The following is a 24,826-nucleotide window of genomic DNA, read 5'->3' as shown; positions in this document are numbered from 1 at the left end:
AGCTGCTTGCTGATATTGCCGGCATCCGCCGCTGAAGGGGGACGGCTCGCGACTGGACCCTAAGCAGACTTCTCACATTGAGTTAGCTATGAAACCACTGGAGCGAGGCGAACCATGGCGATTTGGCAGGTGGAACCTAGTCTAATCCCCCAGCAATTTCTCTTCGTTCGACCAGTTCGAACCTTCGGGCGGCTTCAAGAAGACGAGCAGGGCCTTGAGTTTATCTAGCAGTTCGTCGAAGGTCAGAACGGTCACGTCGACAAGGTTGTGGCGGTAGAATTCAAACGACTTTCGCTTGGCCGCCTGCAATTGCCGGTTTTCCTCCACGATCGTCTTGCCAGCTATCACGAAGCATTTTACCGCGTAGGTCCAAACGTCGTGCTCAATTGAATTGGACTTCCTGTGGTCGATCTCGCGCGTTAGCATGAAGCGCTGGTCAAGGACTTGGTTTACGCCGCCCGACAGCTCCTTGGTCGGGGCGTGTAGTCCGGGCCTGTAGTGCTTCGGTTCGATCAGTATCGTGTCGGGGGTCTTGATTTCGATGATCGCTAAATTGCCGTAACCGCCGCTCTTAACGACAAAATCAGCCAGTTTGCCGCTGCGATTATCGAACCGGATGCCGCCGACGGCTACTTGCTCGCCGAAGACCATGATGGGCAGACCGAACGCCAAGCGAAGGATAAAGGGGTTCGTGGACAGGAACTTCTGCCACACGATCTCGGCCTGGCTCTTGTTCATCATCTTCGTCATTCTCTCGATGATCTTCTCGAGCGTAACCACCTCAATCTCGCGGCTGAGTTCGAGCAACTCGGTCTCGTCGCGATCCGCGATGGTCTTCAGTTCCGTCTTCACGATTTTGACTGCGGCGCGCTGGTCCCCAAAGGATAGCCTACCTGGAGCTGCCAGGCCGTCGCCGACCGCCCGCTGCAGAGCGTCCCTCTGGAATGGTCGTGATTTGGGAGGATATTTCTCAGGGTCGATAGGCGACACCAGCTCGTTGTAAAGGTAGGCGGCCTTGTCGTCATTGGCGACCCTAATTGCCGCCGCATGTGATCTCTGGATAGCTCTCCTGAGCCTATCGAACTCGTCGTATGACATACGGAAGCTGCCGCGATCCAGCTTCGGAACGATCTGCTCATCATTGAGGGTAAGGTCGGTGACTCCGCGGATCAAGCCAATGGCGTGGACAATCAGCCGATTGCGGGGAAGTACCCCAAAACCCTGCTTGGCATCATGGATGAGGCCACTGGGGAGGTCCTCCAGGCGCCAAGGTGAGGTGCCGGAAAACTTGAATTCCCAAACACCTTCGAGCGTTATCGTCCGCAAGGCGTATTTCTGCATCAAGAAACGGGTGCTGTCAGGTGAGGTGATCGTCGGATAGAAAACCACGCGCCTGCTAGGAGCATCAAATTCCGCCAACAGCACGCTGTGCTCTGGATCGTGGTCCGGCGTGTGGAAGTGGACTCTTTTCAGAGCGCTCGCGGCAACCGAGCCCTTGAGACGCCAGCTTCCCTGATCATCCTGTTGGAAATCAAAGGATAGGGCTGTAAATTCATCGTCGTTCGCTGACCGTCACGACCCTCAAAATCGAGACCAAAATCCTCTTCGTCCTCTTTGGCAAACTCGGCCTCTGGCATTTCAATTGTCCCAAGTCCCTCGATAATGTGGCGAGTGACCAAGTTGCTATCGGCAGGATCCCCACGCCTCGTGGGCACGTCAATCAGCAGTATTAGCCCCACTGAATGCCTAAATACCATATTAGCGGACGTCCGTTGGTATGTAACTGTAGGCCTTTGAAACTGCGCCGGCGGGGCCGCTCATTGCGCGCAGCGGGCTTTGGCCGTGGAAGGGGAGGCCATTCAGAAGGGTCTGCTCCGGAGGCCAATTCACACCCTTCGCGACATTGCAAACTACAATCCCAGCCCCCGTTTCCGGTCGAAGCTCCATTCGATTCCGCCGCCATCTCTGGCGACGCCCGCGACGTGCTGGCCAAGCTTCTTTTCCAGTGACGGCGACCATGGCACGAGCCGGAAGCCGAGGCCGTTGTCGATCATCGCGAAACGGCCGGACGTGAGCGTCAGGCGCTGGCGGTGGACGCCTGCGACATGCTCCCCGGCTACAGTTCTCATGTGCGGCAGGCCGGACTCGGCCGAGAGCCGCGCCGCGGTGGCGTCCAGCTCGCGGCAGCGCAGGGTATTAAGGAGGTCGCGCTGCAGGACGACGCGCTGGCCTTGTCGGCGAGCGAGCCCTTCCTCGGCAAGATGATCTGCACGAGCCGACATGGCGTCCCGGACCTCGCGGCCGAACCCGCCCATCGCAAGCGGCATCGGTTCGCGTTCGACCAGCCGGTGATCGAGCCAGGTCGCGCCCGGCGCCGTGGTCTGGCGGTTCAGGTCGAAGTCCGAGCGATTGGCAAGCACAAGTGTCGGCCGTTCATCCTCGAGTCCACCGAAGCGGCGGATCTCAACGATGCCGCCGATCGGCGGTGAGTGCTCGAACGCCTCGATGCCGCGGAAGCGGACGTGGTGCGCGCGGCCGTCGGTGCCGTCGATCACGGCGTAGGCTTCGCCGGTGAGCTCGTTCTGCAAGCCCTTGTCCACCAGCCGACCGATAATCGGTGTGATTGTCGCGCCTGTATCGATCACATAGTCGGCGACGCCGCGATCCTGCCCGCGCTCGGCGAAGGCGCGGTGCATCGTCTTGATGATGTCGCCGCGCATGCCGAGATCCCGGAGTGAGCGTTCGGCCTCAAGGCCGACCATCCATTCGCCGGTACCGGCCGGGTTGGCGAGGCCCATCTTCTCCAGATGCTGGACCCGGCCGATCATCAGGCGGCGGCTTTCGGGTTCGGCGGCGCCGGGCGCCTGCGGGCGTAGGTCGATGTACCCGGTCTCGTCGGCGGCGATGCGGATTTCCACATCGAGCCGCGTCCAGCGCTCGGCGGTGATCTCCTTCTCCAGCGCGTTGCGGATTTCGTGCTCGGGCCGGGGTCCGAGTTCGATCGACACCAATTCCTCGGCGCGAGAGCGCAGGCCACAGCTGATATAGTCGCGCGAGATCACCAGGTCCGCGCCGGTGTCGTCCACCCCACGCACCAACAGATGGACGTGGGGGTTGTCGGTGTTCCAGTGATCGACGGCGACCCAGTCGAGCCGGGATCCGAGGTCGGCTTCCATCTGCTTTGCAAGGTCGCGCGTGAAGGCGCGCAGGTCCGTCATCTCGCCGGCGTCCTCGGGCGAGACGATGAAACGGAAATGGTGGCGGTCGTCCTTGGATCGCTCGGCGAAGGCTACGTCATTGGCGCCGTCGCGGCTGGCGTCGAACATCACCGCCTTTTCGCCGTCGCTGGTCACGCCGTCGCGCTTCAGATAGGACAGATGTGCGGACAAGGGGGCGGAGCGAAACGCCTTGCCTGAATGCCGGGCAATCCGCGTCGCGACGACGACACGTCGGCTAGAGGAGAAGAGCCGGTTCCGGCTGAAGTTGATCCGGCCGCGCCCGAAGCTGGAGCGGCCCAGAACGGGCGAACGGCCGCTCCTCGGCGTTGAACTGAACGCGCCATCGGTATGGCCGGCGCGCTTGGCGGCTCGCAGTACCTGGTTGACGAAGCTCTTCGCCTTCGGCGCGCGGGTGCTGCGGATGCGTCCTGGTCGGAGGCGAAAATCGCTGTTGCCCTCGCTCATGGCTACCCCGCCAATAGGGGCGTTAGCCGTACAGTGCCGGAAACCACTTTGAAATCATTGACAAAATCCTCTAGCGCGGCACGCCCCCCGACCGAGAGGCACGCCGGAAGCCAAGCCATTTCAATGGCTTGGCTGACGACCGGCGAGCCCCTTTTATCTTGCCGTCCTAAGCTCCTGTTTCCTCGCCACTCCTGCAATTCCCTCCACCCTCCGCCATTCCACGCCAGTTCGCGCGATCCTGCGAAACTCGTCATCGTGGGCCTCCTGTGCTGGGACGGGCGATGAACAGGCCGTCGGAAAGGGGCGAGATGGCGGAGAGATCGTGCACGGGAGTTGCCGCCGGGGCGTCATCGGGCTGACGATCGCGCGGTGCAGGATCGACAGCCGGCGTCTGCTCGGACTGGGCGGCGAACAGCGGTGCGCGCGCCCAGTTATTGCGCTCGACGGCCCCGGCTACGACGAAAGGGCGATCGATTTTTCCGCCTCCGACAAGAGGCGCAAGGGCAGCGACGTATGCGCGGGTTTCGGCTGGTAGCGCACGGCGGCCAGCGAGGTATTCCTCGTAGCGGCCGGGGCCAGCATTGTAGGCGGCGAGGAAGCCCGGTGATCCATAGCGGTCGTGCATTTCGCGCAGATATGCCGTGCCCGCCAGGATGTTGTCGCGCGTTCTGTAGGGATCGGCGCCGAGGTGATGGCGAAGGCGAAGTTCCGTCCACGTGTCGGGCATGATCTGCATTAGCCCCATGGCGCCCGCGGGCGAGATCGCCCGGACGTCGCCACTGCTTTCGGCACGCATGACGGCGCGTATCCAGGTCTTTGGAATGTCGAAACGCCGCGACGCCTCGGCGATGATAGCAGCGTAGGGGTCGCCTGCCGCCGTCCGTTCGATCGGCGCATTTTGCGCGACTGTAGCGGGCGGCAAGGCGGCGACCGAAGGAAACCCGAAAAGGAGAAGGAATGCGCTCCGGCGGGCGACGTTGCGAAGGCCGGCGGTGGAGCGACGGCGAGTGAGCGGCATGGCGTCACTCCCGCTCACCGCGCTTGAGTGGACGGTTCCAGTGCAGCGACCACGACGCATCGTCGGCATCGGATCGAAACAGGTTGGCTCGGATCGGCTGCGTGAAGACGGGATCGTCGAACAGCAGCGAGACGTATTCGCCGGCCTTCTCTCCGGTACGCTTCCAGCCGGCACCAACCTCCGGACCGTCGCCGTCCCCGAGATGAACGCGATAATCCGGCGCATTCTCGGCGTCCGACGGCTCGGCCGGAACCACGGCGACCTGCACGTCAAGGCTGAGCGTGCGGAGGTGGCCTGAGTATCCGGACTTCGTGCGGGTGAACTCCCCGATCTGTGGCATTTTGTACTCCTTTCTGCGGTGGTCATTGGAGGTTCAGGCGTAGTCAGTGGGTTGGAGCGCGCCACTCGTACCGCCCTGTCCCGTCCTCATCGGTCCAGAGCGGCGCCGCGCGGCCGATGATCGAACTGATCTCAATCGGCCCGAAGTAGCGGCCGTCGAGGCTGTCGCGAACGTCCCAGTTCATGAGGAAGAGTTCGTTGCTGGCGATGCGCCGGCAGCCCTGCCAGACCGGCAGCGGTCGGCCGAGCCGGTCGCGTTCGAGCGCCTTACCCATCGCGATGCCATCGACGGTGATATTCACGCCGTCGCGACAGACTTCCTCTCCGGGAAGGCCTATGACCCGCTTCATCAGTGGCACACCGCGTGGCAGATACCCGCCGTCGGCGAGGAAGCTCGCCAGCGGCTCCGGTGCGTCGATGGCGACCAGATCGGTCACCTCGATCCGTCCGGCTGGCTGCATGCTGTAGAGGCCGATCGGCGCGCTGGCTGACGCGTTCCAGATCAGCTTCGGCGCGACATGAATGAAGGACAATCCGCCGATCGCGAGCACGGCGAAGTATGTGGTCATGACGCAGGCAAACCGCGTCATGGTTCGGCCCTGCGGCGCTTAAGCCAGGCGTGATGACGCTCGCGGGTGTAGGGGCGGGGCTCGTGGCCGGCGTTGAGACGGTTGTGGACGTGTCGCCAATGGTCGGGCGCGACACCGACGGGGTCGATGCCGAGCGCCTCAATGGCGTCGATGGCCTGCAGCACGCGCTCGACCTTCGGCCAACGGTCGACCTTCAGCAGGATGTCGCCGCCGGGTCTGACGAACGGCAGCGTCTGGAACGGCTCGCCCTCACGAACCGCGCGCAGGATATCGATGCGCGAGATGATCGTGCCGAAGTCGTTCGCCGCCCAGCGGACGAAGGCGAAGGTCGTGTTGGGCGCAAACCCGACCATGCGGTGGCGTTGGTCGAGAACCTGCTCGTGAACCTTGTGGCCGAACCTGATCCAGTGCTCGATCCTCTTCTCAATCCAGGTCAGCTCAACGAGGGTTGTGGATGGTATGGCGGCGGCGGACTGCCGGCCGCCTTGCATGCGAGGCGTCTGGTTTCGGATCATGGAATGTCTCCTTGGCTCTCGGGAAATTCGTGGGCGAGCAGGTCGCGCAGCATGTCGGCGACGGTCTGGCCACGCCCGAACGCCACTATCTTGATGCGGCCGCGCAGCTCGGGCGTGACGTCAATCGTCAGCCGGGCGGTGAAGCCGGAGGCGTCACTGCTTCGACCCGGCGCTATCCCGGATTCCTTGATCCAGTCCTCGGCGGTGCCGGGACGTGCGGCGAAGCCGCGCTTGCGGGATCGCCCGTTCATGGCGAGATCCTCCCGACCTCGGTCGCGAAGGCCGCAATCTCCCGTGCTGCCGTGCTGTCCTCGTCTGTCTCGAAGACGAGGCGACCCGATTGCGCGGCGTCGGCAAAGGCGACGCGCTGGCCGATGGTCGTGGCGAGCACCGTCGGGTCGTGATCGGCCAAAGTGTCGGCCGTTTCGCGGTCGATGACGGTGCGCGTGGCGCAACGATTGAGCACGAAGCGCGCTGCACGGTGCGGACGGTAAATCCTCGCCTCACGGATCAGCGACAGAATCTCGGCGGACGCCCAGCCATCGAAGGGGGACGGTTGAACCGGGACAAGCACGAGATCGGCGGCGAGCAACGCGGAGCGCATCAGCCCAGCGACACGGGGCGGTCCGTCAATGACGATGTGATCGGCGTCACGGGCAAGTTCGGGCGCTTCGCGATGGAGCGTGTCACGCGCCAGGCCGACGACCCCGAACAGCCGTGGCAGACCTTCCCGGGCGCGCTGCTGCGACCAATCGAGAGCCGAGCCCTGCGGGTCGGCATCGATCAGCGTCACGCGTTTTCCCGTCCTGGCCCATTGCCCGGCGAGATGCAGCGCAAACGTCGTCTTGCCGACGCCGCCTTTCTGATTGAGGAGCGCTACGATCATTGTGCCCCTCGCGGCTTAGGTTCGAGGGGAAGTTCAGGTGTCGGAACACCGGATTTACTGAAAGACGTGTGCGGGAAGATCGGGGGCTGAAACGTCTGTGTTTCGTCGCGATTGCCGTCGTCGGCAGAGCTTTTGACGATGCCGCGCGCGCCACAAGAGTTAGATTCTGTGTTAGATTCTAAGTTAGGGGCGCGATTTTCGTTTGCCGTGCGGTCGGTTAACCCCGGTTTGGGTTCCCGATAGCACGAGCCTCGGGTTCCCGATGGCACGATAGTGCGGGTTCCCGATAGCACGACGCCGTCCACAGGTTTTCCTTGAGGAGATGGCTCGAAGGCGAGCAGCACCCGGCCGCTGATTTCGACCTCGATGAACAGGGTGTACCCGGGCAGCGGCTGGCGTCGGACGATGTCGCGCAACTCGAAGGCAAACCGCTTGAAGGGTGAGAGGCTACCGGACTTCAGGTAGAGATGGCGGAAGTCGAAGCGCCAGCCGGCGCGCTGTCGGCCGCCATGCTTGCGCACGAGCCGATAGAGCCAGCGGTCGAGCCCGCCCGTCAGCGAAAAGTAGTCGCGGTCGATGGTGAGTACGAGGGCGGCGTCGAGAACCGCCTGGTAGAACCAATCGGGGACGATCAGCTCAATGCCGGCGGGACGCCCGCGCCGATCCGTGCGCTCGACCCATTCGTTGATCCAGGAGAAGCGGTGCCGGCGGCCCTGTGCGGGCTGGCGGATTGTCGTCGCTACCGTTGTCGATTGCAGTCGATCGAGCGCCGCCTTGAGGCGCTGGTAGTCACGAGCGCCGACGCCGCGTCCGATGAAGGTGAGAATTTCGTGGGGCGTCGCCGCCATGAGGCGCGACGTGCGCAGTCCGGCGTCGCGCGCCTCGACGATCTGGCTTGCGGCCCAGATCAGGATATCCGCGTCCCAGATGGTCGCCATACCATGTTCGGGCACGGCTTCAACGCGGATGACAACGTCCCCGGCGGAGAAGTCGATGGGCTGTATCCGATGGGATTTGGAAAGGCTGAAAAACGGATAGGCCATGAGATCCTGCGTGTCTCGGGGGGCGAGATCGCTGCCGCACGCACGGAACAGTTCGAGTTGTCCGCGTTCCGATAGGGGGCGACGGCGCACTGGCATTGAGGAAACCGGCGCGACGGTCAGCGGGCGTGACGGCCGGCAACGACGGGCCTCACGGCCTCATGGCGCTTTGCGGGGAGAACAGTGCCGCGGGGATCGGAGGTCGAAGTAACGGCGCCCCGGTCCGCCCAGGCCTGCAGATCGTCGATCGCGTAGACGACGCGCCCGCCGAGCTTTCGATAGGATGGGCCGGTCCCGTAGGTCCGGTGTTTCTCCAGGGTGCGGCCGGACAGACCCAGGAATCGAGCGGCTTCGGGAGTACGAAGAAAGCGCGGCGGCAAGCCGGTGAGGTTGAAGGACATGATCGGGCCTCCGTGGGTTCATTGAGGCCGCTGGCGATCAGCGGCGGACGAAGGCCACGGTGGCGGAGAGGCGCCGCGAGGGGGATGGCGAAGAAGGGTGAGCTAAATTCGCACCCCCATCGGCGCGGAGCGTGTGTCAGAACTTGCGGCGATGGCGCAGAAGCTTGCGATAGCCGCCGGCGATCATTGCGAGGCCGTCCTTGACGAGGTCTATGGTGCTGTCTCGAAGCGCGGAGGACTTCCAGGAATCGGCGGCAACGCGAGGCGCGCCGTAGATGACGTTTGCGATCTCGCGATAGGTGGCGCCGTTCATGCTGCCGTCGACCGCCTGCAGCATATGGCGCAGCCTTCGGCGCTGCTGTGCCGTCAGGCGGGTATCGGGAAAAACGCGTCGGCCATGCAGCCCGCGCCAGAGCCGCGTGACGGCATCGATGCGATCGAGGCCGTCGGCGTCAAGCGGAACCAGGGCCGCAAGCGGCTGATCCGGCTGAGCATCGCCGAGCAACAGAAGGCGGATGGCGGCGGCACCCTCGCCATGCACAATGCTCAACCCCTCCGGGCCGAACTGCGCGTTGCGCGGATCGAGATCAGGTGGCGCAACGCCTTCCAAGCCTAGAATTGCCGGGATCGCTGTGAGCATGACTGTGCCCGGATCGGATTCCGGCGCCCAAAACACCGTTGTCTTGACGGCACTGAGAGTCGGGTCGACAGGGAAATCGCGGCCCCCAGCGCATTCGCAACATGTTCGTCAGCCGCTTACGGTCTGCGTCGGTACGTTCTGCTTCAGCGTAGTCGCGCTGATAGTCGGCGTTGCGGCGCAACCATTCCCAGGCGAGATCCGCGGCGACGAGGTCGTCGAGATAGTCGTACGTCGACGAGCATCGCCACTGTGATGTGTCCGGCCGCATCAGTGTTCTCCAAGCGTGTCTCGTTCATGCTGGGAGCGACACGATTGCCGGATGGAAAGACCTCGGGAAGCCCTCACGTGGACAACGCGCGATGCGGGCGCTGCATCGCGGTCGAGTTAGTGACGGCCCTCGCGAACAAGCTTGCGGTAGCCATGCTCTGTCATCCAGCGTGCGCGGGCAAGATGGGTATCGTAGACGTGACGGGCTCGTTCGGGTTCGAAGTCAGCATCTAAACCAAAAAGGATCGAGACCGCCTCGTGCCAGTCGGCACCGTCCGCCGCCGCGTCAAGCAGGCGAATATACAGCTTCATGTGCTCGCGATCGTACCTGGTGAGCTCTTGGCTCTCTGGTGGCTGGTCCAGAAACGCTTCTTGTGTCACCCAGATCTCCCACAGCCAGTCATCGCCGCGTCTGCATCATTGTTAGCAGTATTGGCTGGCAGGTGAATGCGCGAGTGCACGAAGGCATCAGGTGATGCGCGCGGCGCATCGCCGGTCCTGAGAGACTATGACGAACTGGGGGAAGCGATTTTCGCACGAACAAGCATAACTCCTTCCCCTTGGTCGGAGGACAGAAAGACGATACCGCTGCTCTCAAGGTTCGGCGCACCTGGTCGTCGCCTCGTACACCTTGAAGTCCTTCTCTGACCCAAGGCGCTTCAACGCGGTCAGCGATACCAGGCCCTTCTCAGCGAGCGTCTCCTGCGTCCAACCAAGCAACGCGCGCGCGGCCCGCGTCTGTCGGGCGGTGATCATGCATGACCACCTCCTACAGACCTAAATGCGCACGCCAGAACTACGGCTTCTCGTCAACCGGACAGGCGAAATTCCTTCCTCCCAAGAAGCCTCATTTACATACTATAGTTGATAAACTCAAAGTATGTAAACCGTGATCTTCCTGCGCATGGATATGCGCAAATTGGTCGGCCGGAACTTCGCCCGCCTGCGTCGTGAGAAGGGCCTGACCCAAGAAGAGGTTGAGGCGCGTTCCGGCTTCAGTCAACAATACCTCAGCAGCCTTGAACGCGGCCGGCGGAATCCGACCGTGATCACGCTGTATGAACTGGCTCAAGCTCTCGGGGTCAGTCATGTCGAGCTGGTTGTGCCCAACGATCGAAACTGAGCATCCGCCCCGCGAGGATCATGCTTCTCTTCGTGGTCGGCACAAGGCCGCCACAGGATGGGATCAGAGGAGCCGACGGAACAGTCTATAATGCGACGTCGCTTTGGCGGGGCCGCAGCGGTCAAGTCGTATTTGCGAACTCGTCAGGCCCCGTCCCTCACGGGGAGGTGCATCGGCTTGGATTTCACCCGGCCGAATCTCAAACTGATGGGGCCGCCGCTTCCGGTTTCTTGCCCCAATCGAATACCTTGCCATCGATCCACATGCGGTGCAGGACACCGCGATCCTGCGCGCCAGTGCAATGATCGCCTTCTAATGACGTCGAAAGCGATGACCCCGGTCTTTGCGGCTCATGTTGACCGTTGGTAATATAAGCCCCTTGAGAACATCCGACTAGGCGGGAATATCTATCTGCATGGCTTTAGAAATGAAATATCCGAATTCGGCGAATGTTCAGCGCCGACAAATGGCGGTAGGCGGCAGGCTTAGCGCTGCCGCCGAAACAGTTGCCGAGACTTGCGGCGGCGGCCCGTCGGTGCATTTTCGAGGAAGATCTAAGCCTCGGGATCGAAGCCAAGTGAACCCGATAGCTCCCGGTGGGCCTCAATCTGCTGCTGCAGCAACGCGATTTTCTGTTCCACCATGCCGACGGCATCGGCTCCGGCGATGAACCGGCGAGGCAGTTCCGGCAGATTGACCAGGGTGACTAGCGCTTGGGCGAGTTTCGCGGGGTCGCCGCTCTGCTGTCCATTGGCGGACTTCCAGAAGGCAAGATGCCGGGCGCGCCGTTCGTCGTAATCGCTGATTGAGGTTGGGGCGTATTGTGTGGATTCGTCGGTCAGAAGCTCAGTACGGAAGAAGCCCGGATTGACGATCATCGTTTCGATCCCGAACGGGGCCACTTCTCCCTGCAGCGATTCCATCCAACCATCGAGAGCGAACTTCGAGGCCGAGTAAGCGCTGCAGAATTCAAAACCGAGCAAACTTGCCGTGGACGAGATCGAGATAATCTTGCCGGACTTCTGCTTGCGCATCACCGGGAGGACAGCGCGGGTGACGCTCATCGGGCCTATAAGACTGCTTGCCAACTGCAGATCAATCTGAGCCGGGCTCAACTCCTCGAAGTAGCCCGCATAGAAGTTCGCGGCGTTGTTGACCAGAACGTCGATGCGGCCAAAGTGTTCGACGGACGCTTTGACCGCGGCCTCGGCATCCGCTGGCTTGGTCACGTCCAATGTGACAACAAGCAGGTTTTCCGATTGGCCGATCGCCTCGGCGACGCGCTCGGGATTGCGGCCAGTCGCGACGAGCCTGTCGCCACCCGCAAGCACCGCCTTGGCAAAATCGAGGCCCATGCCTCGTCCGGCTCCAGTGATCATCCACACTTTGCTCATGATAGTTTCCTTGATTGTCAGCTGATTATCTGTCGCTCTAAGCGGTGGCCTTTTGCCGAGGCGCTTGTCGATCATCATTGATGTTGAACCAGCCCGTGGCGAACTGGATTTGGCCCCAGAGGCCGGCCGGAAGGGCGATCTCAGGCACTTTCGTGGTCCTGATCTCGGCCTCGATCAGTCTTGCATTGCCGCGCTTTGAGAGTTCGACCCATTTTGGGTTCATCACCAGCCCTTGGCCCACCGCCACGAGCGAAAGGCCCAGATCAAGCGCACGCTCCGCCTGTTGCGGCGTCCTGACCTGGCCAGCGGCGATCACCGGAACGCATCCGGCAACTTTCGCGGCGATGAGTTCAGCGACAGTACGGTCATCGGCGGCTTCGGCCGGCTTGGCTTCGATTACGTTCGACAGCGACGCGTGGACGTAGTCCACTCTGCAGTCGATCAGGTGCTCGATGAGGGCGCAGGTGTCGCTTATGCGGAGGCCGTCTTGTTCCGGTTCCTCGGGCGAAACCCGATATCCCAGAAGGAACGGTCGCTGCGCATGCGCCGCGATTACCCGCTTTACTTCGCGGACCACGGCGAGCGGAAACCGCATCCGGTTTTCCAACGTGCCGCCCCATGCGTCGTCGCGCTGATTGTAGTGTGGCGAGAAGAAATTCTGGATCAGGAAGCCATGCGCCCCATGAAGTTCGACGCCATCGAAACCGGCGTCGATGGCGCGGCGGGTCGCATCACCGAAAGCTGAAATCACCTTCAGGATTTCGTCATGGCCCAATGCGCGAGGCATAACGCCGCCTGGATTGAAAGGGCCCGGAGAGACCGGAATCGCGCTCGCGCCAACCACGTCCGCGTCAGAGATAAGCTCCGGCACGGCCTTGTTGCCAGCGTGGAAAATCTGAAGAACGGCTGGCGCGCCGCCGCTTTTGGCTGCCTCCGCCAGACGCCCGAGGCTTGGGATGAAGCTGTCGTCGTAGGACGCGAATTCACCCGTGAAGCCGATGCCATTCGGCGTGACATGCGTGCAGCCCGTCAGAACCAGGCCAATGCCGTTCACCCGGCGGCGATAATAAAGAACCTCCTCATCGGACACTGTTCCGTCGTCGTTCGCCGACCACGTCGTCATCGGAGCCATAACGATCCGGTTACGCACGGTGATCCTATTGGCGAAGGTGAATGGTTCGAAGAGTGTGGGGGCGGTCTGCATGGTCAAACGTCTCTCTTGCCGTTTCGGTGGCTGTGGGATGACAGATAGTTCAGATGACAAACATTGATTAGCCGCTATAATCTGCATGAAGTCAGAAATGGGATCGATAAATGCGCCAGGGTGATTTCAGCGAACTTGCAGCCTTTATCGCCGTCGCTGAGGCCGGCAGTTTCACGCGTGCGGCCGCCAAGCTGGGGCTTTCCCAATCCGCTGTCAGCTATTCTGTCAGGATGCTGGAGCAGAAGCTGGGAGTGCGGCTGATTTCTCGCACCACCCGAAGCCTATCGCTGACAGATGCCGGGCAACGCATGCTGCGAAACCTCCGTCCAGCGTTCGATCACATCGAGAGCGAGATCGCAGCCGTCACCGCACTTCGCGACAAGCCTGGGGGTACGATCCGCATCACGACCTTTCGATATGCCGCCACAAGCGTGCTTTGGCCAGTCGTCACCAAGTTCCTGGCGGAATACCCTGATATCGAAATGGAAATCATGCTCGACGAGGGCCTCATCGATATTGTGGCTGACCGGTTCGACGCGGGCATCCGCGTTGGCGAGCAGGTGCAGAAAGACATGGTAGCGGTCAGGATCGGCCCTGACCTTCGCATGGCCGTCGTCGGGTCGCCGTCCTACTTCGCGAACCACAAAATCCCGCAAACACCCCGCGAGCTCGGGGAACACCGGGGCGTGAGCTACCGCCAGACGACTGGAGGCGGATTATACGCATGGGAGTTCGAGCGCGACGGAGAAGAACTCCAAGTCAGAATGAATGGGCCGCTCATTTTGAACGATGGCCTCATGCTGGAAGCCGCAGCCCTGGACGGACTGGCGCTCGCCTATACATTCGAAGACCAGGTCTCGAAGTATATTGCGGATGGTCGACTGATCCGAGTTCTGGAAGACTGGTGCGAGCCGTTCCCCGGCTATCACCTCTACTATCCGAGCAGACGTCAGCACACAGCGGCGTTTGCTCTATTCGTCGAAGCGCTTCGTTTCAAAGGCTAGCGCGGGCTCGGACCTGACGCGATCAAGTGCGTTCTTGGTCCCATGCAGCGCTCTTCGCATTGCGACGCACAGGACCTGATCAACGCATCCGATATCGGTCTAAGCGATGTTGAAAGGCATCCGCCGTACCGGCTTGCCCGTCAGCCGCGAGATGGCATTGGCAAATGCCGGGGCCAAGGGCGGCAGGCCGGGCTCGCCCATGCCTGTCGGAGCTTCTGCACTCGGCACGACGTGGACGTCGAACTCCGGCACATCAGTGATCCTTGCCACCGTATATTCGCTGAAGTTGCTTTGCTCCACGACGCCGTCCTTGAACGTGATTTCCGAGCCAGCCAGGCACGCCGACAGACCCATGATCGCCGCACCCTGAACCTGTGCTTCAACAGTCCGAGGATTGACCGCCAGATTGCAGTGGACCCCGGCAGTGACCCGATGCAGCTTCGGCTGCCCATCGACGACGGAGGCTTCCACCACGTAGGCCACCACGGACGAAAAGGATTCATGCACCGCCACGCCCCAGGCCCTGCCTTCAGCCAAGGTCTTGGCTCCGTAACTGCTTTTATCCACGGCGAGTTGCAGTGCGTCGCGATGGCGGGTGTGCTCCTCGCCAAACATCTTCATGCGATATGCGACCGGGTCCTGGTCGGTGGCGCGCGCTATATCGTCAAGCAGGGTCTCCATCACGAAAGCCGTATGGGTGGAGCCAACGCTGCGCCACCAGAGAACCGGCACGTTGGCAACGGGATGATGTACTGTCAGACGCATCGGCAGAGGGTAAGGGTTCCGCATCCCCTCGGTCGTGGCGGCATCGATGCCGTTCTTCACCTGGAATTGCTCGAACACGGTTCCTGTCAGTATGGACTGGCCGACGATGGTATGATCCCAGGCGAGGACATTGCCCTGCTTGTCAAAGCCGATGCGCGCCCGATGAAGGTGTGTTGGGCGATAGTAGCCGCCCTTCATATCGTCCTCGCGGCTCCAGAGCATCCGCACCGGTGCATCGATACCCGCCGCCTTGGCGGCCTTGGCAATTTGACAGGCTTCCATTGCCGTGTCGCTGCTGCTCGAGAAGCGTCGACCAAAGCCGCCGCCGGATGTCAGCACGTTTACCACGACTTGCTCCGGCTTGAGGCCGAGCACGTTTGCCGCAACACCTGCATCGAGCCCGGCACTTTGGCTCCCCATCCAAATCTCGGCACGATCATCGGAAAGCCGAACCGTACAGTTCAGCGGCTCCATTGCCGCGTGAGCGAGATACGGGAACACGAACTCGGCGTCCAAGGTGAGCGGTGCTGTGTCCAGCGGTGCCATATCCGCGTCGAAATGCTGCGGACCGGGTTTAGTCGCCATTTCGCGAAACTGGGCAAGCTGCTTTTGGCTATCGACCTTTTCAACAGCCGATGTGTCCCATTCCACCTTCAGGGCATCACGGCCCTGGCTGGCCTGCCAATACCCGTCTGCGATAACAGCCACGCCCTCTGCGCCTCGATCCAGCGGAATCCGCAAAACAGCTCTCACGCCCTTTATTGAACGTGCCGCACGGTCTTCCAGGGAAGCAATCTTCGCGCCGAAGACCGGTGGGCGAGCGACAACGGCCGTCAATTGTCCCGGCAACTTGAAATCGATGCCAAAGCTCTGCTGACCGCTGCTCTTGGCTTTCGCGTCCAAACGTCGCATGGGCTTGCCGATAATGCGGAAGTCCTTTGGGTCCTTAAGAGCAATCTTCTGCGGCACTGGGAGGGCCATGGCCGCCTCGGCGAGCTCTCCGTAACCGAGTTTGCGGCCATCGGAGGCAAGAACGGCGCCCGCCTCGGTCCGCAGCATGGCAACATCCACGTTCCAACGATCCGCCGCGGCGGCGAGCAGCATGGCACGGACCCGCGCACCCAGTTCGCGATACTGCGTAAAGCTGTTCTTGATGGTGTTCGAACCGCCGGTGAGATGCATGCCGAAAAGCGGATCGACGTAAGCCGCGTCATTGGTGCCGAGCTGGCTGCGGACCAAGCTCCAGTCCGCATCGAGCTCTTCGGCCAGGATCATCGGCAATGCCGTTTGGACGCCCTGACCAAACTCCAATCGATTGATCGTGACCGTCACCTCGCCGTTTGGTGCGATTTGAACGAATGCAGAGGGCTGCTCGGTAGGCTTCAAGCCTGCTTCAGCGGCGTCGGTAGACTGCGCGGCGGCCAGACGGGGGAAAACGCCGACGGCCAAACCGAAGGCTCCCGTCATCTTGAGGAAACTCCGGCGCGGCATTGCGGGGACAATCGTTGTGCGTCCTCTTTCCAGCATGTGCTTCAGGGCACGAGGTAATTCGCTATAGTTTACGTTCGGATTCGGCAACATATGGCATCTCCTTTAGACGAGAGTGCTGGCAGCTTCGGCTATGGCGGCGCGGATACGGACATAAGTTCCACAGCGGCAAATGTTGCCTTCCATCGCAGCGTCAATCTCAGCGCTAGTCGGCTGCTTGCCTGTTGGGAGGGAGGCAAGGAACGCCGTAGCGCTCATGATCTGACCGCTCTGACAATAGCCGCACTGCGCCACGTCGTTCTTCACCCAAGCCGCATGTACTGCGGCACCAACACGGTCGGTGCCATCGGTTACCTTTTCGATCGTAGTGATTTTCGCCCCCTCGGCGGCGGAGAGAGGTGTGCTGCAGGAGCGCACTGCCTCGCCATCGAGATGTATCGTGCACGCGCCGCACAGCGCTGCGCCGCAACCGAATTTGGTGCCGGTCATGTCGAGCGTGTCGCGCAGGACCCAAAGGATGGGCGTCTCCGGGTCGGCATCGACCTCGTGCTGGCGGCCGTTGATATTCAGTGTGATCATGGCTGGTCGGTGCTCCTGTAGTTTCTACGGCTCTACTCCGCCGGAGGCTTCTCTGGTGGTCGTTAGAACCAGTTGTCACCAAGGAAAGCGTGGGCGGGGGCCGACACCGACCTGAGAGATGAATATCATGCTGGTGGCCAAATGCCTGTTCTTCCTGGCGACGATAACCCGCCCTGCGGCAGCGGATTAGATTGCGCAAACTGCATGTGGTTAGAAATGCGGCTTCTGAATGCGAGGCGACTACGGACAGTCACGCAAAGCCTCGGGTGGGGCGCAAAAATCACCTTCCGAGTGAGTTCCTCTTCAATCAACGCGGTGCCTGGGCCGATCGCTCCTACTTGGATAGGGACTTTAGGTACGCGATGATGTTTTGCCGATCCTCAGGCTTGGGCACGCTCACGGTCATCGTGGTCTTCGGCACGACATCGCGGGGCGCTGCGAGGAACCGATCCAATGTCGCCTCGTCCCATACCAATCCTGATGCTTTTATGGCCGCCGAATAGCGGACGCCCTCCATCGTGCCTGCGGTACGTCCAACAATGCCGCCGAGGCCAGGTCCCACCTTCTTTTGGTCGGTGGTCGAATGACAGGCGGAACAGCGCTGAAACGCTTTTTGCCCCAGGGCTGCATCCCCTCTGCGGCGGCCGAGGGTAGTGTTGACAGAACGACCAGGGAAGACGTCGCAACAGAAACCATGATTCTTGTCATGCGTGTTCTCCGAGATGAGAAGGCTGCTGAAAGCCCGAAAGAATGACGACGCTCCGCGCGTTTGCACCGTTGCTATCAGCGATCGCTCATGGAAAAGGCCTCCGATCCTGCGAAGAGCCGATGCTGGCGGCGCTGGAGTTGACGCTCACACATGACCATACCTCGCTGACTGACGCAGCATTAGGAGGCTTTATGTGCATGAGCTTAGAAACAGGATTTCTGAATGCGCGAGAAGACCGTATTGGCACTCGAAATGAACCGAGCAACCCGCCTCCCTCCACACTCGTTTGGCAAGCTTCGGTCGAGTCTAATTCCGACCGCTGATCAATTAGTGCCTATGCCTTCAAAACGGCTTTAAACGCGCCGCAATTCGCAACCCGGTTCAATCCAATGCGGCGGCCGCTTTTCGGGCAGAGGCAACAGCCGTCTCTACGAGCTTGGCCCCGCCCGGTGTGTCCGGGCGGGGCTTTGTTCAGGCCGCCTACTCGCCATTACGGCGGCGGCTGGGGCGGGACCAAATGAGGCTGAAGCCTTCGCCTTCCTCGTCGTCGAAGAGGTTGGCATAGATCGGAGCGTTGAAGCTCGGGTCATCGAGCTTGAGGCCGAGGTAGTCGCGGCCCTCGTTGGACTTTTTGGACCAGGCGGCGCCGATCTCGGCGCGGCCGACGAAGACGCGGTGGCTTGGGGCGTTCTCGCCGACCTGTCGGCTCTCGGGGACGATGCGGACGTTCTTGGTCTGAAGGCTCAGGGTGACGATTTCGCCGGTGAATTCGTTGCCGGACTTTTTGAAAGTGCCGATGGTCGCCATGGTAGTTCTCCTTGATCTCTGCTTCGAGCCCGCACCATTGCGGCCTCGATGGCGATCGGCAGGCCGGAGGCGATCGACGCGGCATCGCTTGCGACCGCAGCGTCAGCGGAGGATGGCAGTCAGGCGACTTTGTTGGTTCGCGAGGAATGACGGCACAGCCGGCAGGGGAAGAAAGTCGATCGGCGCCATTGCCGCATAGGCGGTCGAGGTATAGCCGACCTTCGGTCAGATCAGGCCATTGATGAGGCCGTTTTGGAGCGGTCGACCTGCAAGAGGACTTCAAGCGAGAACATGGCGACCAACGTTCACTTCGAATGGCCGGCGTTGCTCCACGGCGCTCAGCCCGCCATTCGACCATATCCGCGATGTCACCGGAATGAGCTTCCCAGGGAGAAGACCGCCGTTGCACCTGCGATCGATGGCCGACCGAGTCGTCACTGCGGTCAATGCCAGACGGGGTACGGCTCGGATCTGTGCTGTGCGGGTGGGAACTCCTTGGGCTTGAACGCTCTATCGGTAACCCTGACGCAGCGAGGAGCGGCTTGGTCGTGATCCTCGCTGTCCTGGCCTGAAGCTCCGAACGACGCCTAGCCGCGAGCGACGCCTCGCATGGCTGGCTCGGGCGGGGCCATCGCCAGCAACCCAACCCAAGCGGCAATGCCGACGGGGACAGCGCGGATGATCGAGAACGCGACCTGCCATCCCAAGGACGGCACAGCGAGCGTCGCAAGACCATGTGTCGCGTGATAGCCGGCGACCGATGCTAGTGCGGCAAAGAGGAGAGCGACCGCAAGACGAGCCCAGACCGGGCGAACGAATGTGAAGGCGAATTGACCGACCGCGAGCGTCGCGCCGGCAGCTGCGATGCCGACGATGAACGCGCCGATCGGACCGGCCCCGGTGCCGTAGGCCCACATTCCGGCAGTCACGCCTACGAAGAACGGAAGCGCGTAGACAGCGAGCGTGAACAGGAGCCAGCAAAGGAATCCGATGCCGGCGATGCAAATGAGGATACCGAGGAAGATCATGGTGGTGGTCTCCGTGAGAAAAGGTCTGACGGTCGCGCCTCCACCACCACCACGGCGCAGTTGAAGTATAGCCGAAGATGCGCGGCCGCGGGAGCGGAAATCCGGCAGGACTTCCGCTCCTGCGGCGAGGCCGTTCCCGTCAGGGAGCGAAAGGATCGGTTTCGTGGACGATCGCGGCGGTGTCGCCGTCGTATTCGCTGGCCGGCATGACGCCCAGGCTGCCGTCGCCGGCCTGAAAGATGATGATGTTGACCATGAGGGTTGCGGCGAGGCTGAAGGCGAAGGCGTGAGCGTCATTGAGTGACATTGTTCCGGCTCCTGTCTTGGAGGCGGGAGACCATCCCCCGCCCGACAGGCGCCCGATGTGTCCGGCCCATGGCCGAAATCACCGCAGGGGCGCAGCCTCAAGGCCGCACGCTCGCGTAGCGGACCCTTTACGGGTTGATGGCGTCAGGCCATGGGCCGGACCAAGGATCAGCGCTATTTGGAAGCGGGGGTGGTGTTCGCTTGCTCAGGAGCCGTTGTCAGGAGCCTGGAGGCCCACTGCCCCTTCTACAATCGGCGCGGGGTATAGTTGGTCCGCTCGCTCTGGAGGATTGGTGTCATGGCAGCAGAATTCAGGGATCGCGATCTGCACCTGGTGAAGAAGGCGCTGGCCATCGCAGTGCTGGCGATCGAGCGACAGCCGGAGCCGTTTCAGTCAGCATCGGATCAAAGCGACAAGAAAGCGCTGCTGGATCAGATGATCGAAGGCGATGTGGAACTGGAGCATTATGCACGCGCTGCTCGCATTGCGGTGACGGGCCATCCAGAATGAAAGCCGGTTTTCAGTGGAAATGGCGATACGGCTTTACGGAAATACAGCGGCATTCACGCGTCGTCCTTCTTGCGGAAGTCGCGAGACTTGATGCCGAGCTTCTTCGCCTTGTCGGCGAGATTGTCCTGGATGCCGGTGCCCGGGAACACGATGACGCCGATCGGCAGGATGTCCAGCATCGCATCGTTGCGTTTGAAGGGTGCTGACCGACCGTGCTTGTCCCAGTTCGGGGCGAAGCCGACCTGCGGGACCTTGCGATTGTCGGCCCATTTGGCGGCGATCAGTTCGGCGCCCTTTGGCGACTTGCCGTGGACCAGCACCATGTCGGGGTGCTTGGCGTGGACCTTGTCGAGCACGTCCCAGATGAGCTGGTGATCGTTGAAGTCGAGCCCGCCGGTCAGGGCGATCTTCGGGCCATTTGGAAGCATCACCTCGGTCTCAGCCTTGCGCCGGGCGGCGAGGAAGTCGCGGCTGTCGATCATCGCCGAGGTGAGGTGGCGATGGTTGACCATCGATCCGGTGCGTGGTCGCCAGGCCGATCCAATGTGTTGCTCGTAGTGGTCGGCGGCCTGGTCACGCATCAGCTCGAAGGCGTCGCGCCGTTCGATCATGGTCTGACCCTGGGCGGTGAGGTTCTCCAATTCCACCGCCTTGATCTCGGTGCCGTCCTGTTCCCGCTGCAGGCGACGCTGGGCCTGCTCGTTGTCGTCCAGTTGGCGCTCAATCCGCAGCACAGCGCGGTGGAAGACATTGCTGACAGACCAGAGCAGGTCGTCGAGGTCGGGTTCGAGGCGCGTGTCCGCCATGGTGGCAATGAGGGCGTCGAAGATGTCGGCCACGGCTCCGGTCACATGATCGCCGTCGGGGAGTGGCCGCGGATCGGGCTCATCCGCAAAGGGGCGCCAGCCATAGAGCTGCAGTTCGGTAAGGACGTGATCGGTAGGGGACACGGCATGGTGCGGTTCGATGTCGTCGTGCTCGCTCATGGGATGCTCCCGTCGGCTGGACCGCGACCCTCGCGGCCTTCATGGCGACGAAAGCCCACGGGCGGGACGGCTCGGCACCCGGAGCGAAGCGGGGGCCGGAGCGGCAGCGGAGGATGGCGGCGGTCGGCTATTTTGGCTCGCGATGGAAAGGCGTGGCGCCTCGTCGCTGGCTTTCGCCAGCATTCGCCCGCCGCCGGAAAATAGTCGGCCGCCGCCATTGCCTGGCCGGCCCGCGTGTGAGCCGATCGCCCTCTCGAAAGGCCGGGTCGCGGCTCTCTACCGGCGGAGCGTATCCAAGCGGGGTCGTAAGTACCGTGCGCTGCGCGCTCCCCTACCGCTCATGCCGCCCGGTTCAGGTAGCGAATGCGGTCCCTGCGCCTGAGCTGGTCCGCGATCAAGGCACGCACTGCGTCGAGCCCGAAATGGCGGAGATCGTTATTGAAGTCCTTCAGTGCTGGCGAGAGCACGATCGCCTCGATTCCGGCGTTGGTGGCGCGCTCGATCAGGCTGTCGTGGGCACCATCACCTGCCGGATCGTTGTCGCGGATGACATAGAGCCGTTCCAGCGTCGGCGGGAACAGGATGGCAGCCAGATGCGCGGCGGAGAGGGCTGCCGCCATCGCCATGTCGGGCAGGGCACATCTCAGCGAGAGGGTTGTCTCGATACCTTCGCCGGCCGCCATCACGCTACCGGGTGCACCGAAGCGAACGGCGTTGCCAAGAAGGTCGCCCATCGCCCGGCGCGGCGTGTCGACGGGTGCCTTGTCCTCGCCGTCCGGTGCAAGCCAGGTCCGGTGCGCGCCGGTCAGCCGCCCATCGAGATCGGTGACCGCGGCGATCATCGCCGGCCAGGTTTCGGTCGGTCCATGGTCGTCGGGCCGATAATAGCAGCGTGGATGAAATCGGAGCGATTCGGTTCCGTGCAATGTCGTAATGCCACGTTCACGGAGATACGTTTCCACGATGGTTCCGATGATCGGCTGCGAAATGCCTAGAAGCCGACGGGCTGCCTCAGAGGAGCCGGCTGGAGCCAGAACATTCTTCCGGACAGAAGATGCCTGACGCGCTGCTTCATGCGAGAGGCCGAGAAAAGCCCGCGCTTCCTTTGCGACATCTGCGAAAGCTCTGAGGCCAAGCGCCTCGCGCACGACGTCGAGCAGATCGCCATGCTCGCCGGTAGCGGCGTCGGTCCAGCGTCCGGCCGAACCTCTTGCGGAGTCTGCAAGTCGGACGAACATGGAGCGACCAGGCGTGTTGCGCACATCGCCGACGGTCCAATAGTTCCCCTGGCGGCGACCATTGGAGAGATAATGCCGGCAGACCGCCTCGGTCCGATCGGCGAGGCGGCGTGCCAGCTCATGCGGCGGTTCGCGCATGGTTACCTCCTTCAAAAAGAAAGGCCCGCCGTTGCCGGCGGGCCAGTTGTGAGGGTCATGGGAGACTATTGGGCCGCGATGGTCATTGCGGCGACATCGTCATCATCGGCGATACCGTCGTCGTCGGCCATGGCCGTTTCATCCGCTACCTCCGCCGTTTCTACGACGGGCAGTTCCACGTCCGACATGTCAGCGACTGTCTCCCGGCCCGGCGTACGGAGCGGCTCGGGCAACCAGCCCGCGCCGTTGAGCAGCGTGGTCGCTTCTGTTGCCATGTCGCCCTTCTTGAGATGGGCGATCCGGTCGGCAGCGCGCTGACCCTTCGCTTCGGCAACAGCCTTAAGGATGCGCGCCTTGGTGACCCGACCGAGAAAGGCGTCGACGGTCGGCTTCCAGCGTGCGGCCATGTCGAGATCGACGGCCTGGGCCAACTGATCGGCATGGGCGAGGGCCCGCGGCCGACGGTTCCAGGCTTCGCTGACAGCATTGACCGAGAGGCTGACGACATGGGCGAACAAGGCGGCGCGGCTGTCACTGTCCCAGTCGCCAAGCGCGTCCCAGAGCTCAGCCGAGTCCTTCGGCAGGGTCTTCGTCCAACTCTCATGCCTGGCCCGGATCGCGTCGGCGGAGACGCTATCATTCAGGCCCGGCGCCTGGGCCCCGAAGCCGACGGTCTTCAGGTCCAGCTCTAGACAGCTATCCGAGCCGTAGTGATAGAAGACCTTGAGTGCTAGGGCATGCAGCGCCGTGCGGAAAGCAACATCGGGATGTTCGCCCAGAGCGTGCCGAAGTCCGAGTGTCCGATGCGCGGTCAACTCCGTCATCAGCCGGTCCGAGATGGGCGAGTGTTCTTCGTCCTCCTCGGTAGTGGCATCACCCGCGGGAACATCGCCGCGTGATCCGTGGTCCTCGCCGGCCGACGCTTCTCCGCCTGTGGCTTCGCCACCCGACGCATCAGCTACCGACCCGACCGACACCTCATCCTCGGACCGGACATAACCCCGCTCCACGCGCAGGCGACCGTCGCCAGCGATGCTGATGAAGGCGCCCGCGCGGGCGATTTCCTCTGGATCGAAGGACAGCGGCCGTTCGTCAAAGGTCTCGAGCGCGGTCTCAAGCTCGCCGAGCCGCGCGTCGACGTCGTCCGGCAACTCATCGGTGCCCTCGTGCTCCGCGATCAGGCGGTCGAACTCCGCCTTGAGGGCGTCGCGCGTGGCTTCTTCTTCGGCGGTGAGCGGCGCGGGTTCACCATGTAGACGGCGCAGACCATAGGTGTGGCCGTAGGCGAAGTCGGGCGCCACTTCAGTCCACTTCCAGCCCTCGGCGGCGATGGCCTCGGCTTCTACCTTCAGCTTGTCGGCCACCATCTGATCGACGACGGCGACATCCCGCAGCCAGCCGCCATCATCGCCCTCGAAGAGGTCGCGCAGCACGGTGCCGCCCGCCTCGACATAGGCGTCGATGCCGATGAACTGCGCCCGCTTGTCAGTGGCACGGACGGCGCCCTCGGTCAGCATACGCCGGATGGCATAGGCCGACTTGTCATAGGAGGTTTTCAGCCGTTCGAAGACCTGTTCCTGGCGTGCATGGTCGCCCGACACGGTGAACGCTTCGAGTTGGGCGAGCGTCATGCCATCTTCCGCATATACGTCGAGCAGCACTGGAGAGACCGATGCGAGCTTCAGGCGCTGCTTGACCACGTTGACCGAGACGAAGAACGCCGCGGCGACCTCCTCCTCGGATTGGCCTTTTTCGCGCAGGGTGAGGAATGCGCGGAACTGATCGAGCGGATGCAGCGGCGCGCGCTGGACGTTCTCGGCCAGAGAGTCCTCCTCGGCAATGCCGCCCTCGCGGACGACACAGGGGACTGGCGCGGTCTTGGTCAGGCGCTTCTGTTTCACGAGCAACTCCAGCGCCCGGAAGCGCCTGCCGCCAGCCGGCACTTCGAACATGCCGGTCTCAGTGCCGTTTTCATCAACGACAGGGCGGACAGTGAGGCCCTGAAGGATACCGCGCCGGGCGATGTCCTCCGCCAGCTCCTCGACCGAAACGCCGGCCTTGATGCGCCGGACGTTCGACTGGCTCAGCACGAGCTGGTTGAAGGGAATGTCGCGCGAGGGCGACAGGGTGATGGTGGGCTTCTTCTTGGCAGTAGCCATGTGGATTT

28 protein-coding genes are annotated in these 24,826 nt (G+C 62.4%); 3 read left to right on the top strand and 25 right to left on the bottom strand.

Features of this window, described 5'->3' with window-relative positions:
• Positions 1-141 precede the first annotated feature (141 nt).
• From NKH49_RS06225 to NKH49_RS34905, 14 genes are all read right to left on the bottom strand, one after another.
• Complete coding sequence (locus tag NKH49_RS06225; protein ID WP_352925505.1) at positions 142-1,419, bottom strand: Shedu immune nuclease family protein; 1,278 nt, start codon at positions 1,417-1,419, stop codon at positions 142-144.
• A gap of 491 nt (positions 1,420-1,910) precedes the next feature.
• Entirely contained in the window at positions 1,911-3,683 is a 1,773-nt protein-coding gene (locus NKH49_RS06220; RefSeq protein ID WP_352925503.1) for a relaxase/mobilization nuclease domain-containing protein, read from the bottom strand.
• Positions 3,684-3,933: 250 nt separating this feature from the next.
• Entirely contained in the window at positions 3,934-4,701 is a 768-nt protein-coding gene (locus NKH49_RS06215; RefSeq protein ID WP_352925501.1) for a lytic transglycosylase domain-containing protein, read from the bottom strand.
• Positions 4,702-4,705: 4 nt separating this feature from the next.
• The gene (locus NKH49_RS06210; protein WP_352925499.1) at positions 4,706-5,041 is read right to left on the bottom strand and encodes a DUF736 domain-containing protein; all 336 of its coding nucleotides are present in this window, start codon (positions 5,039-5,041) and stop codon (positions 4,706-4,708) included.
• 43 nt (positions 5,042-5,084) lie between these two features.
• Positions 5,085-5,630, bottom strand: a complete 546-nt coding sequence (locus tag NKH49_RS06205) for a S26 family signal peptidase (protein ID WP_352925497.1) — start codon at positions 5,628-5,630, stop codon at positions 5,085-5,087.
• Positions 5,627-6,145 (bottom strand): DUF2840 domain-containing protein, encoded by a 519-nt coding sequence (locus tag NKH49_RS06200; RefSeq protein WP_502907841.1) that lies wholly within the window; start codon positions 6,143-6,145, stop codon positions 5,627-5,629. Before NKH49_RS06200 ends, NKH49_RS06205 begins: the two co-directional genes overlap by 4 nt.
• A complete protein-coding gene (locus NKH49_RS06195) occupies positions 6,142-6,396 on the bottom strand; it encodes a hypothetical protein (protein ID WP_352925495.1) in 255 nt (84 codons plus the stop codon). Before NKH49_RS06195 ends, NKH49_RS06200 begins: the two co-directional genes overlap by 4 nt.
• Complete coding sequence (parA, locus tag NKH49_RS06190; protein WP_352925493.1) at positions 6,393-7,031, bottom strand: ParA family partition ATPase; 639 nt, start codon at positions 7,029-7,031, stop codon at positions 6,393-6,395. Before parA ends, NKH49_RS06195 begins: the two co-directional genes overlap by 4 nt.
• Positions 7,028-8,170, bottom strand: coding sequence for a replication initiator protein A (locus NKH49_RS06185; protein WP_352925491.1), 1,143 nt, complete (start codon positions 8,168-8,170; stop codon positions 7,028-7,030). The genes parA and NKH49_RS06185 overlap by 4 nt, the downstream gene beginning before the upstream one ends.
• A 20-nt stretch (positions 8,171-8,190) precedes the next feature.
• Complete coding sequence (locus NKH49_RS06180; protein ID WP_352925489.1) at positions 8,191-8,472, bottom strand: helix-turn-helix transcriptional regulator; 282 nt, start codon at positions 8,470-8,472, stop codon at positions 8,191-8,193.
• A 136-nt stretch (positions 8,473-8,608) separates the two neighbouring features.
• Positions 8,609-9,112, bottom strand: coding sequence for a DUF2285 domain-containing protein (locus NKH49_RS06175; RefSeq protein WP_352925487.1), 504 nt, complete (start codon positions 9,110-9,112; stop codon positions 8,609-8,611).
• Positions 9,060-9,380 carry a transcriptional regulator domain-containing protein gene (locus NKH49_RS06170; protein WP_352925485.1) on the bottom strand — a complete coding sequence of 107 codons (321 nt, stop codon included), beginning with the start codon at positions 9,378-9,380 and terminating at the stop codon, positions 9,060-9,062. Before NKH49_RS06170 ends, NKH49_RS06175 begins: the two co-directional genes overlap by 53 nt.
• 116 nt (positions 9,381-9,496) lie before the next feature.
• A complete protein-coding gene (locus tag NKH49_RS06165) occupies positions 9,497-9,760 on the bottom strand; it encodes a DNA -binding domain-containing protein (RefSeq protein ID WP_352925483.1) in 264 nt (87 codons plus the stop codon).
• A 213-nt stretch (positions 9,761-9,973) separates the two neighbouring features.
• The gene (locus NKH49_RS34905) at positions 9,974-10,135 is read right to left on the bottom strand and encodes a hypothetical protein (protein WP_502907839.1); all 162 of its coding nucleotides are present in this window, start codon (positions 10,133-10,135) and stop codon (positions 9,974-9,976) included.
• 148 nt (positions 10,136-10,283) lie between these two features.
• Between NKH49_RS34905 and NKH49_RS06155 the strand changes: the two genes are divergently transcribed.
• Positions 10,284-10,502 (top strand): helix-turn-helix domain-containing protein, encoded by a 219-nt coding sequence (locus tag NKH49_RS06155; RefSeq protein WP_352925601.1) that lies wholly within the window; start codon positions 10,284-10,286, stop codon positions 10,500-10,502.
• A 554-nt stretch (positions 10,503-11,056) separates the two neighbouring features.
• Here NKH49_RS06155 and NKH49_RS06150 read toward each other — a convergent pair.
• A complete protein-coding gene (locus tag NKH49_RS06150; protein WP_352925481.1) occupies positions 11,057-11,896 on the bottom strand; it encodes an SDR family NAD(P)-dependent oxidoreductase in 840 nt (279 codons plus the stop codon).
• Between the two features lie 37 nt (positions 11,897-11,933).
• Positions 11,934-13,100 (bottom strand): NADH-dependent flavin oxidoreductase, encoded by a 1,167-nt coding sequence (locus NKH49_RS06145; protein ID WP_502907844.1) that lies wholly within the window; start codon positions 13,098-13,100, stop codon positions 11,934-11,936.
• Positions 13,101-13,210: 110 nt separating this feature from the next.
• Between NKH49_RS06145 and NKH49_RS06140 the strand changes: the two genes are divergently transcribed.
• On the top strand, positions 13,211-14,104 hold the full coding sequence (locus NKH49_RS06140; protein WP_352925477.1) for a LysR family transcriptional regulator: 894 nt from the start codon (positions 13,211-13,213) through the stop codon (positions 14,102-14,104).
• A gap of 99 nt (positions 14,105-14,203) precedes the next feature.
• Here NKH49_RS06140 and NKH49_RS06135 read toward each other — a convergent pair whose 3' ends face one another.
• The 6 genes from NKH49_RS06135 to NKH49_RS06110 form a co-directional block, all read right to left on the bottom strand.
• Positions 14,204-16,450, bottom strand: a complete 2,247-nt coding sequence (locus tag NKH49_RS06135; RefSeq protein ID WP_352925475.1) for a xanthine dehydrogenase family protein molybdopterin-binding subunit — start codon at positions 16,448-16,450, stop codon at positions 14,204-14,206.
• Positions 16,451-16,462: 12 nt separating this feature from the next.
• The gene (locus NKH49_RS06130) at positions 16,463-16,936 is read right to left on the bottom strand and encodes a (2Fe-2S)-binding protein (RefSeq protein WP_352925473.1); all 474 of its coding nucleotides are present in this window, start codon (positions 16,934-16,936) and stop codon (positions 16,463-16,465) included.
• Between the two features lie 334 nt (positions 16,937-17,270).
• Positions 17,271-17,711 carry a c-type cytochrome gene (locus tag NKH49_RS06125; RefSeq protein WP_352925471.1) on the bottom strand — a complete coding sequence of 147 codons (441 nt, stop codon included), beginning with the start codon at positions 17,709-17,711 and terminating at the stop codon, positions 17,271-17,273.
• A 414-nt stretch (positions 17,712-18,125) separates the two neighbouring features.
• Positions 18,126-18,452: a DUF736 domain-containing protein gene (locus NKH49_RS06120; RefSeq protein ID WP_352925469.1), complete on the bottom strand. Its 327-nt coding sequence runs from the start codon at positions 18,450-18,452 to the stop codon at positions 18,126-18,128.
• 587 nt (positions 18,453-19,039) lie between these two features.
• Positions 19,040-19,480 (bottom strand): hypothetical protein, encoded by a 441-nt coding sequence (locus tag NKH49_RS06115; RefSeq protein WP_352925467.1) that lies wholly within the window; start codon positions 19,478-19,480, stop codon positions 19,040-19,042.
• 139 nt (positions 19,481-19,619) lie between these two features.
• A complete protein-coding gene (locus NKH49_RS06110; RefSeq protein ID WP_352925465.1) occupies positions 19,620-19,787 on the bottom strand; it encodes a hypothetical protein in 168 nt (55 codons plus the stop codon).
• Positions 19,788-20,084: 297 nt separating this feature from the next.
• On the opposite strand from NKH49_RS06110, the gene NKH49_RS06105 reads away from it, so the two are divergent.
• A complete protein-coding gene (locus NKH49_RS06105) occupies positions 20,085-20,297 on the top strand; it encodes a hypothetical protein (protein ID WP_352925463.1) in 213 nt (70 codons plus the stop codon).
• Between the two features lie 53 nt (positions 20,298-20,350).
• On the opposite strand, the gene NKH49_RS06100 is transcribed toward NKH49_RS06105, so the two are convergent.
• The 3 genes from NKH49_RS06100 to NKH49_RS06090 form a co-directional block, all read right to left on the bottom strand.
• Positions 20,351-21,283, bottom strand: a complete 933-nt coding sequence (locus NKH49_RS06100) for a DUF2493 domain-containing protein (protein WP_352925462.1) — start codon at positions 21,281-21,283, stop codon at positions 20,351-20,353.
• Between the two features lie 338 nt (positions 21,284-21,621).
• Positions 21,622-22,659: a DUF7146 domain-containing protein gene (locus NKH49_RS06095; RefSeq protein WP_352925460.1), complete on the bottom strand. Its 1,038-nt coding sequence runs from the start codon at positions 22,657-22,659 to the stop codon at positions 21,622-21,624.
• A gap of 65 nt (positions 22,660-22,724) precedes the next feature.
• On the bottom strand, positions 22,725-24,818 hold the full coding sequence (locus tag NKH49_RS06090; protein WP_352925458.1) for a ParB/RepB/Spo0J family partition protein: 2,094 nt from the start codon (positions 24,816-24,818) through the stop codon (positions 22,725-22,727).
• Positions 24,819-24,826: the final 8 nt, after the last annotated feature.

This window comes from Mesorhizobium sp. M1088 (genome assembly GCF_040318575.1).
Classification (GTDB): domain Bacteria; phylum Pseudomonadota; class Alphaproteobacteria; order Rhizobiales; family Rhizobiaceae; genus Mesorhizobium.
Note: the sequence above shows the minus strand (reverse complement) of the source record. Positions and strands in the feature narration are given on the sequence as shown.

Bases quoted from the DNA above. Each gene is read 5' to 3' on its own strand.
- NKH49_RS06220 (WP_352925503.1), bottom strand. From the start codon at position 3,683: ATGAGCGAGGGCAACAGCGATTTTCGCCTCCGACCAGGACGCATCCGC.
- NKH49_RS06215 (WP_352925501.1), bottom strand. From the start codon at position 4,701: ATGCCGCTCACTCGCCGTCGCTCCACCGCCGGCCTTCGCAACGTCGCC.
- NKH49_RS06210 (WP_352925499.1), bottom strand. From the start codon at position 5,041: ATGCCACAGATCGGGGAGTTCACCCGCACGAAGTCCGGATACTCAGGC.
- NKH49_RS06205 (WP_352925497.1), bottom strand. From the start codon at position 5,630: ATGACGCGGTTTGCCTGCGTCATGACCACATACTTCGCCGTGCTCGCG.
- NKH49_RS06200 (WP_502907841.1), bottom strand. From the start codon at position 6,145: ATGATCCGAAACCAGACGCCTCGCATGCAAGGCGGCCGGCAGTCCGCC.
- NKH49_RS06195 (WP_352925495.1), bottom strand. From the start codon at position 6,396: ATGAACGGGCGATCCCGCAAGCGCGGCTTCGCCGCACGTCCCGGCACC.
- parA (WP_352925493.1), bottom strand. From the start codon at position 7,031: ATGATCGTAGCGCTCCTCAATCAGAAAGGCGGCGTCGGCAAGACGACG.
- NKH49_RS06185 (WP_352925491.1), bottom strand. From the start codon at position 8,170: ATGCCAGTGCGCCGTCGCCCCCTATCGGAACGCGGACAACTCGAACTG.
- NKH49_RS06180 (WP_352925489.1), bottom strand. From the start codon at position 8,472: ATGTCCTTCAACCTCACCGGCTTGCCGCCGCGCTTTCTTCGTACTCCC.
- NKH49_RS06175 (WP_352925487.1), bottom strand. From the start codon at position 9,112: ATGCTCACAGCGATCCCGGCAATTCTAGGCTTGGAAGGCGTTGCGCCA.
- NKH49_RS06170 (WP_352925485.1), bottom strand. From the start codon at position 9,380: ATGCGGCCGGACACATCACAGTGGCGATGCTCGTCGACGTACGACTAT.
- NKH49_RS34905 (WP_502907839.1), bottom strand. From the start codon at position 10,135: ATGATCACCGCCCGACAGACGCGGGCCGCGCGCGCGTTGCTTGGTTGG.
- NKH49_RS06155 (WP_352925601.1), top strand. From the start codon at position 10,284: ATGGATATGCGCAAATTGGTCGGCCGGAACTTCGCCCGCCTGCGTCGT.
- NKH49_RS06150 (WP_352925481.1), bottom strand. From the start codon at position 11,896: ATGAGCAAAGTGTGGATGATCACTGGAGCCGGACGAGGCATGGGCCTC.
- NKH49_RS06145 (WP_502907844.1), bottom strand. From the start codon at position 13,100: ATGCAGACCGCCCCCACACTCTTCGAACCATTCACCTTCGCCAATAGG.
- NKH49_RS06140 (WP_352925477.1), top strand. From the start codon at position 13,211: ATGCGCCAGGGTGATTTCAGCGAACTTGCAGCCTTTATCGCCGTCGCT.
- NKH49_RS06135 (WP_352925475.1), bottom strand. From the start codon at position 16,450: ATGTTGCCGAATCCGAACGTAAACTATAGCGAATTACCTCGTGCCCTG.
- NKH49_RS06130 (WP_352925473.1), bottom strand. From the start codon at position 16,936: ATGATCACACTGAATATCAACGGCCGCCAGCACGAGGTCGATGCCGAC.
- NKH49_RS06120 (WP_352925469.1), bottom strand. From the start codon at position 18,452: ATGGCGACCATCGGCACTTTCAAAAAGTCCGGCAACGAATTCACCGGC.
- NKH49_RS06115 (WP_352925467.1), bottom strand. From the start codon at position 19,480: ATGATCTTCCTCGGTATCCTCATTTGCATCGCCGGCATCGGATTCCTT.
- NKH49_RS06110 (WP_352925465.1), bottom strand. From the start codon at position 19,787: ATGTCACTCAATGACGCTCACGCCTTCGCCTTCAGCCTCGCCGCAACC.
- NKH49_RS06105 (WP_352925463.1), top strand. From the start codon at position 20,085: ATGGCAGCAGAATTCAGGGATCGCGATCTGCACCTGGTGAAGAAGGCG.
- NKH49_RS06100 (WP_352925462.1), bottom strand. From the start codon at position 21,283: ATGAGCGAGCACGACGACATCGAACCGCACCATGCCGTGTCCCCTACC.
- NKH49_RS06095 (WP_352925460.1), bottom strand. From the start codon at position 22,659: ATGCGCGAACCGCCGCATGAGCTGGCACGCCGCCTCGCCGATCGGACC.
- NKH49_RS06090 (WP_352925458.1), bottom strand. From the start codon at position 24,818: ATGGCTACTGCCAAGAAGAAGCCCACCATCACCCTGTCGCCCTCGCGC.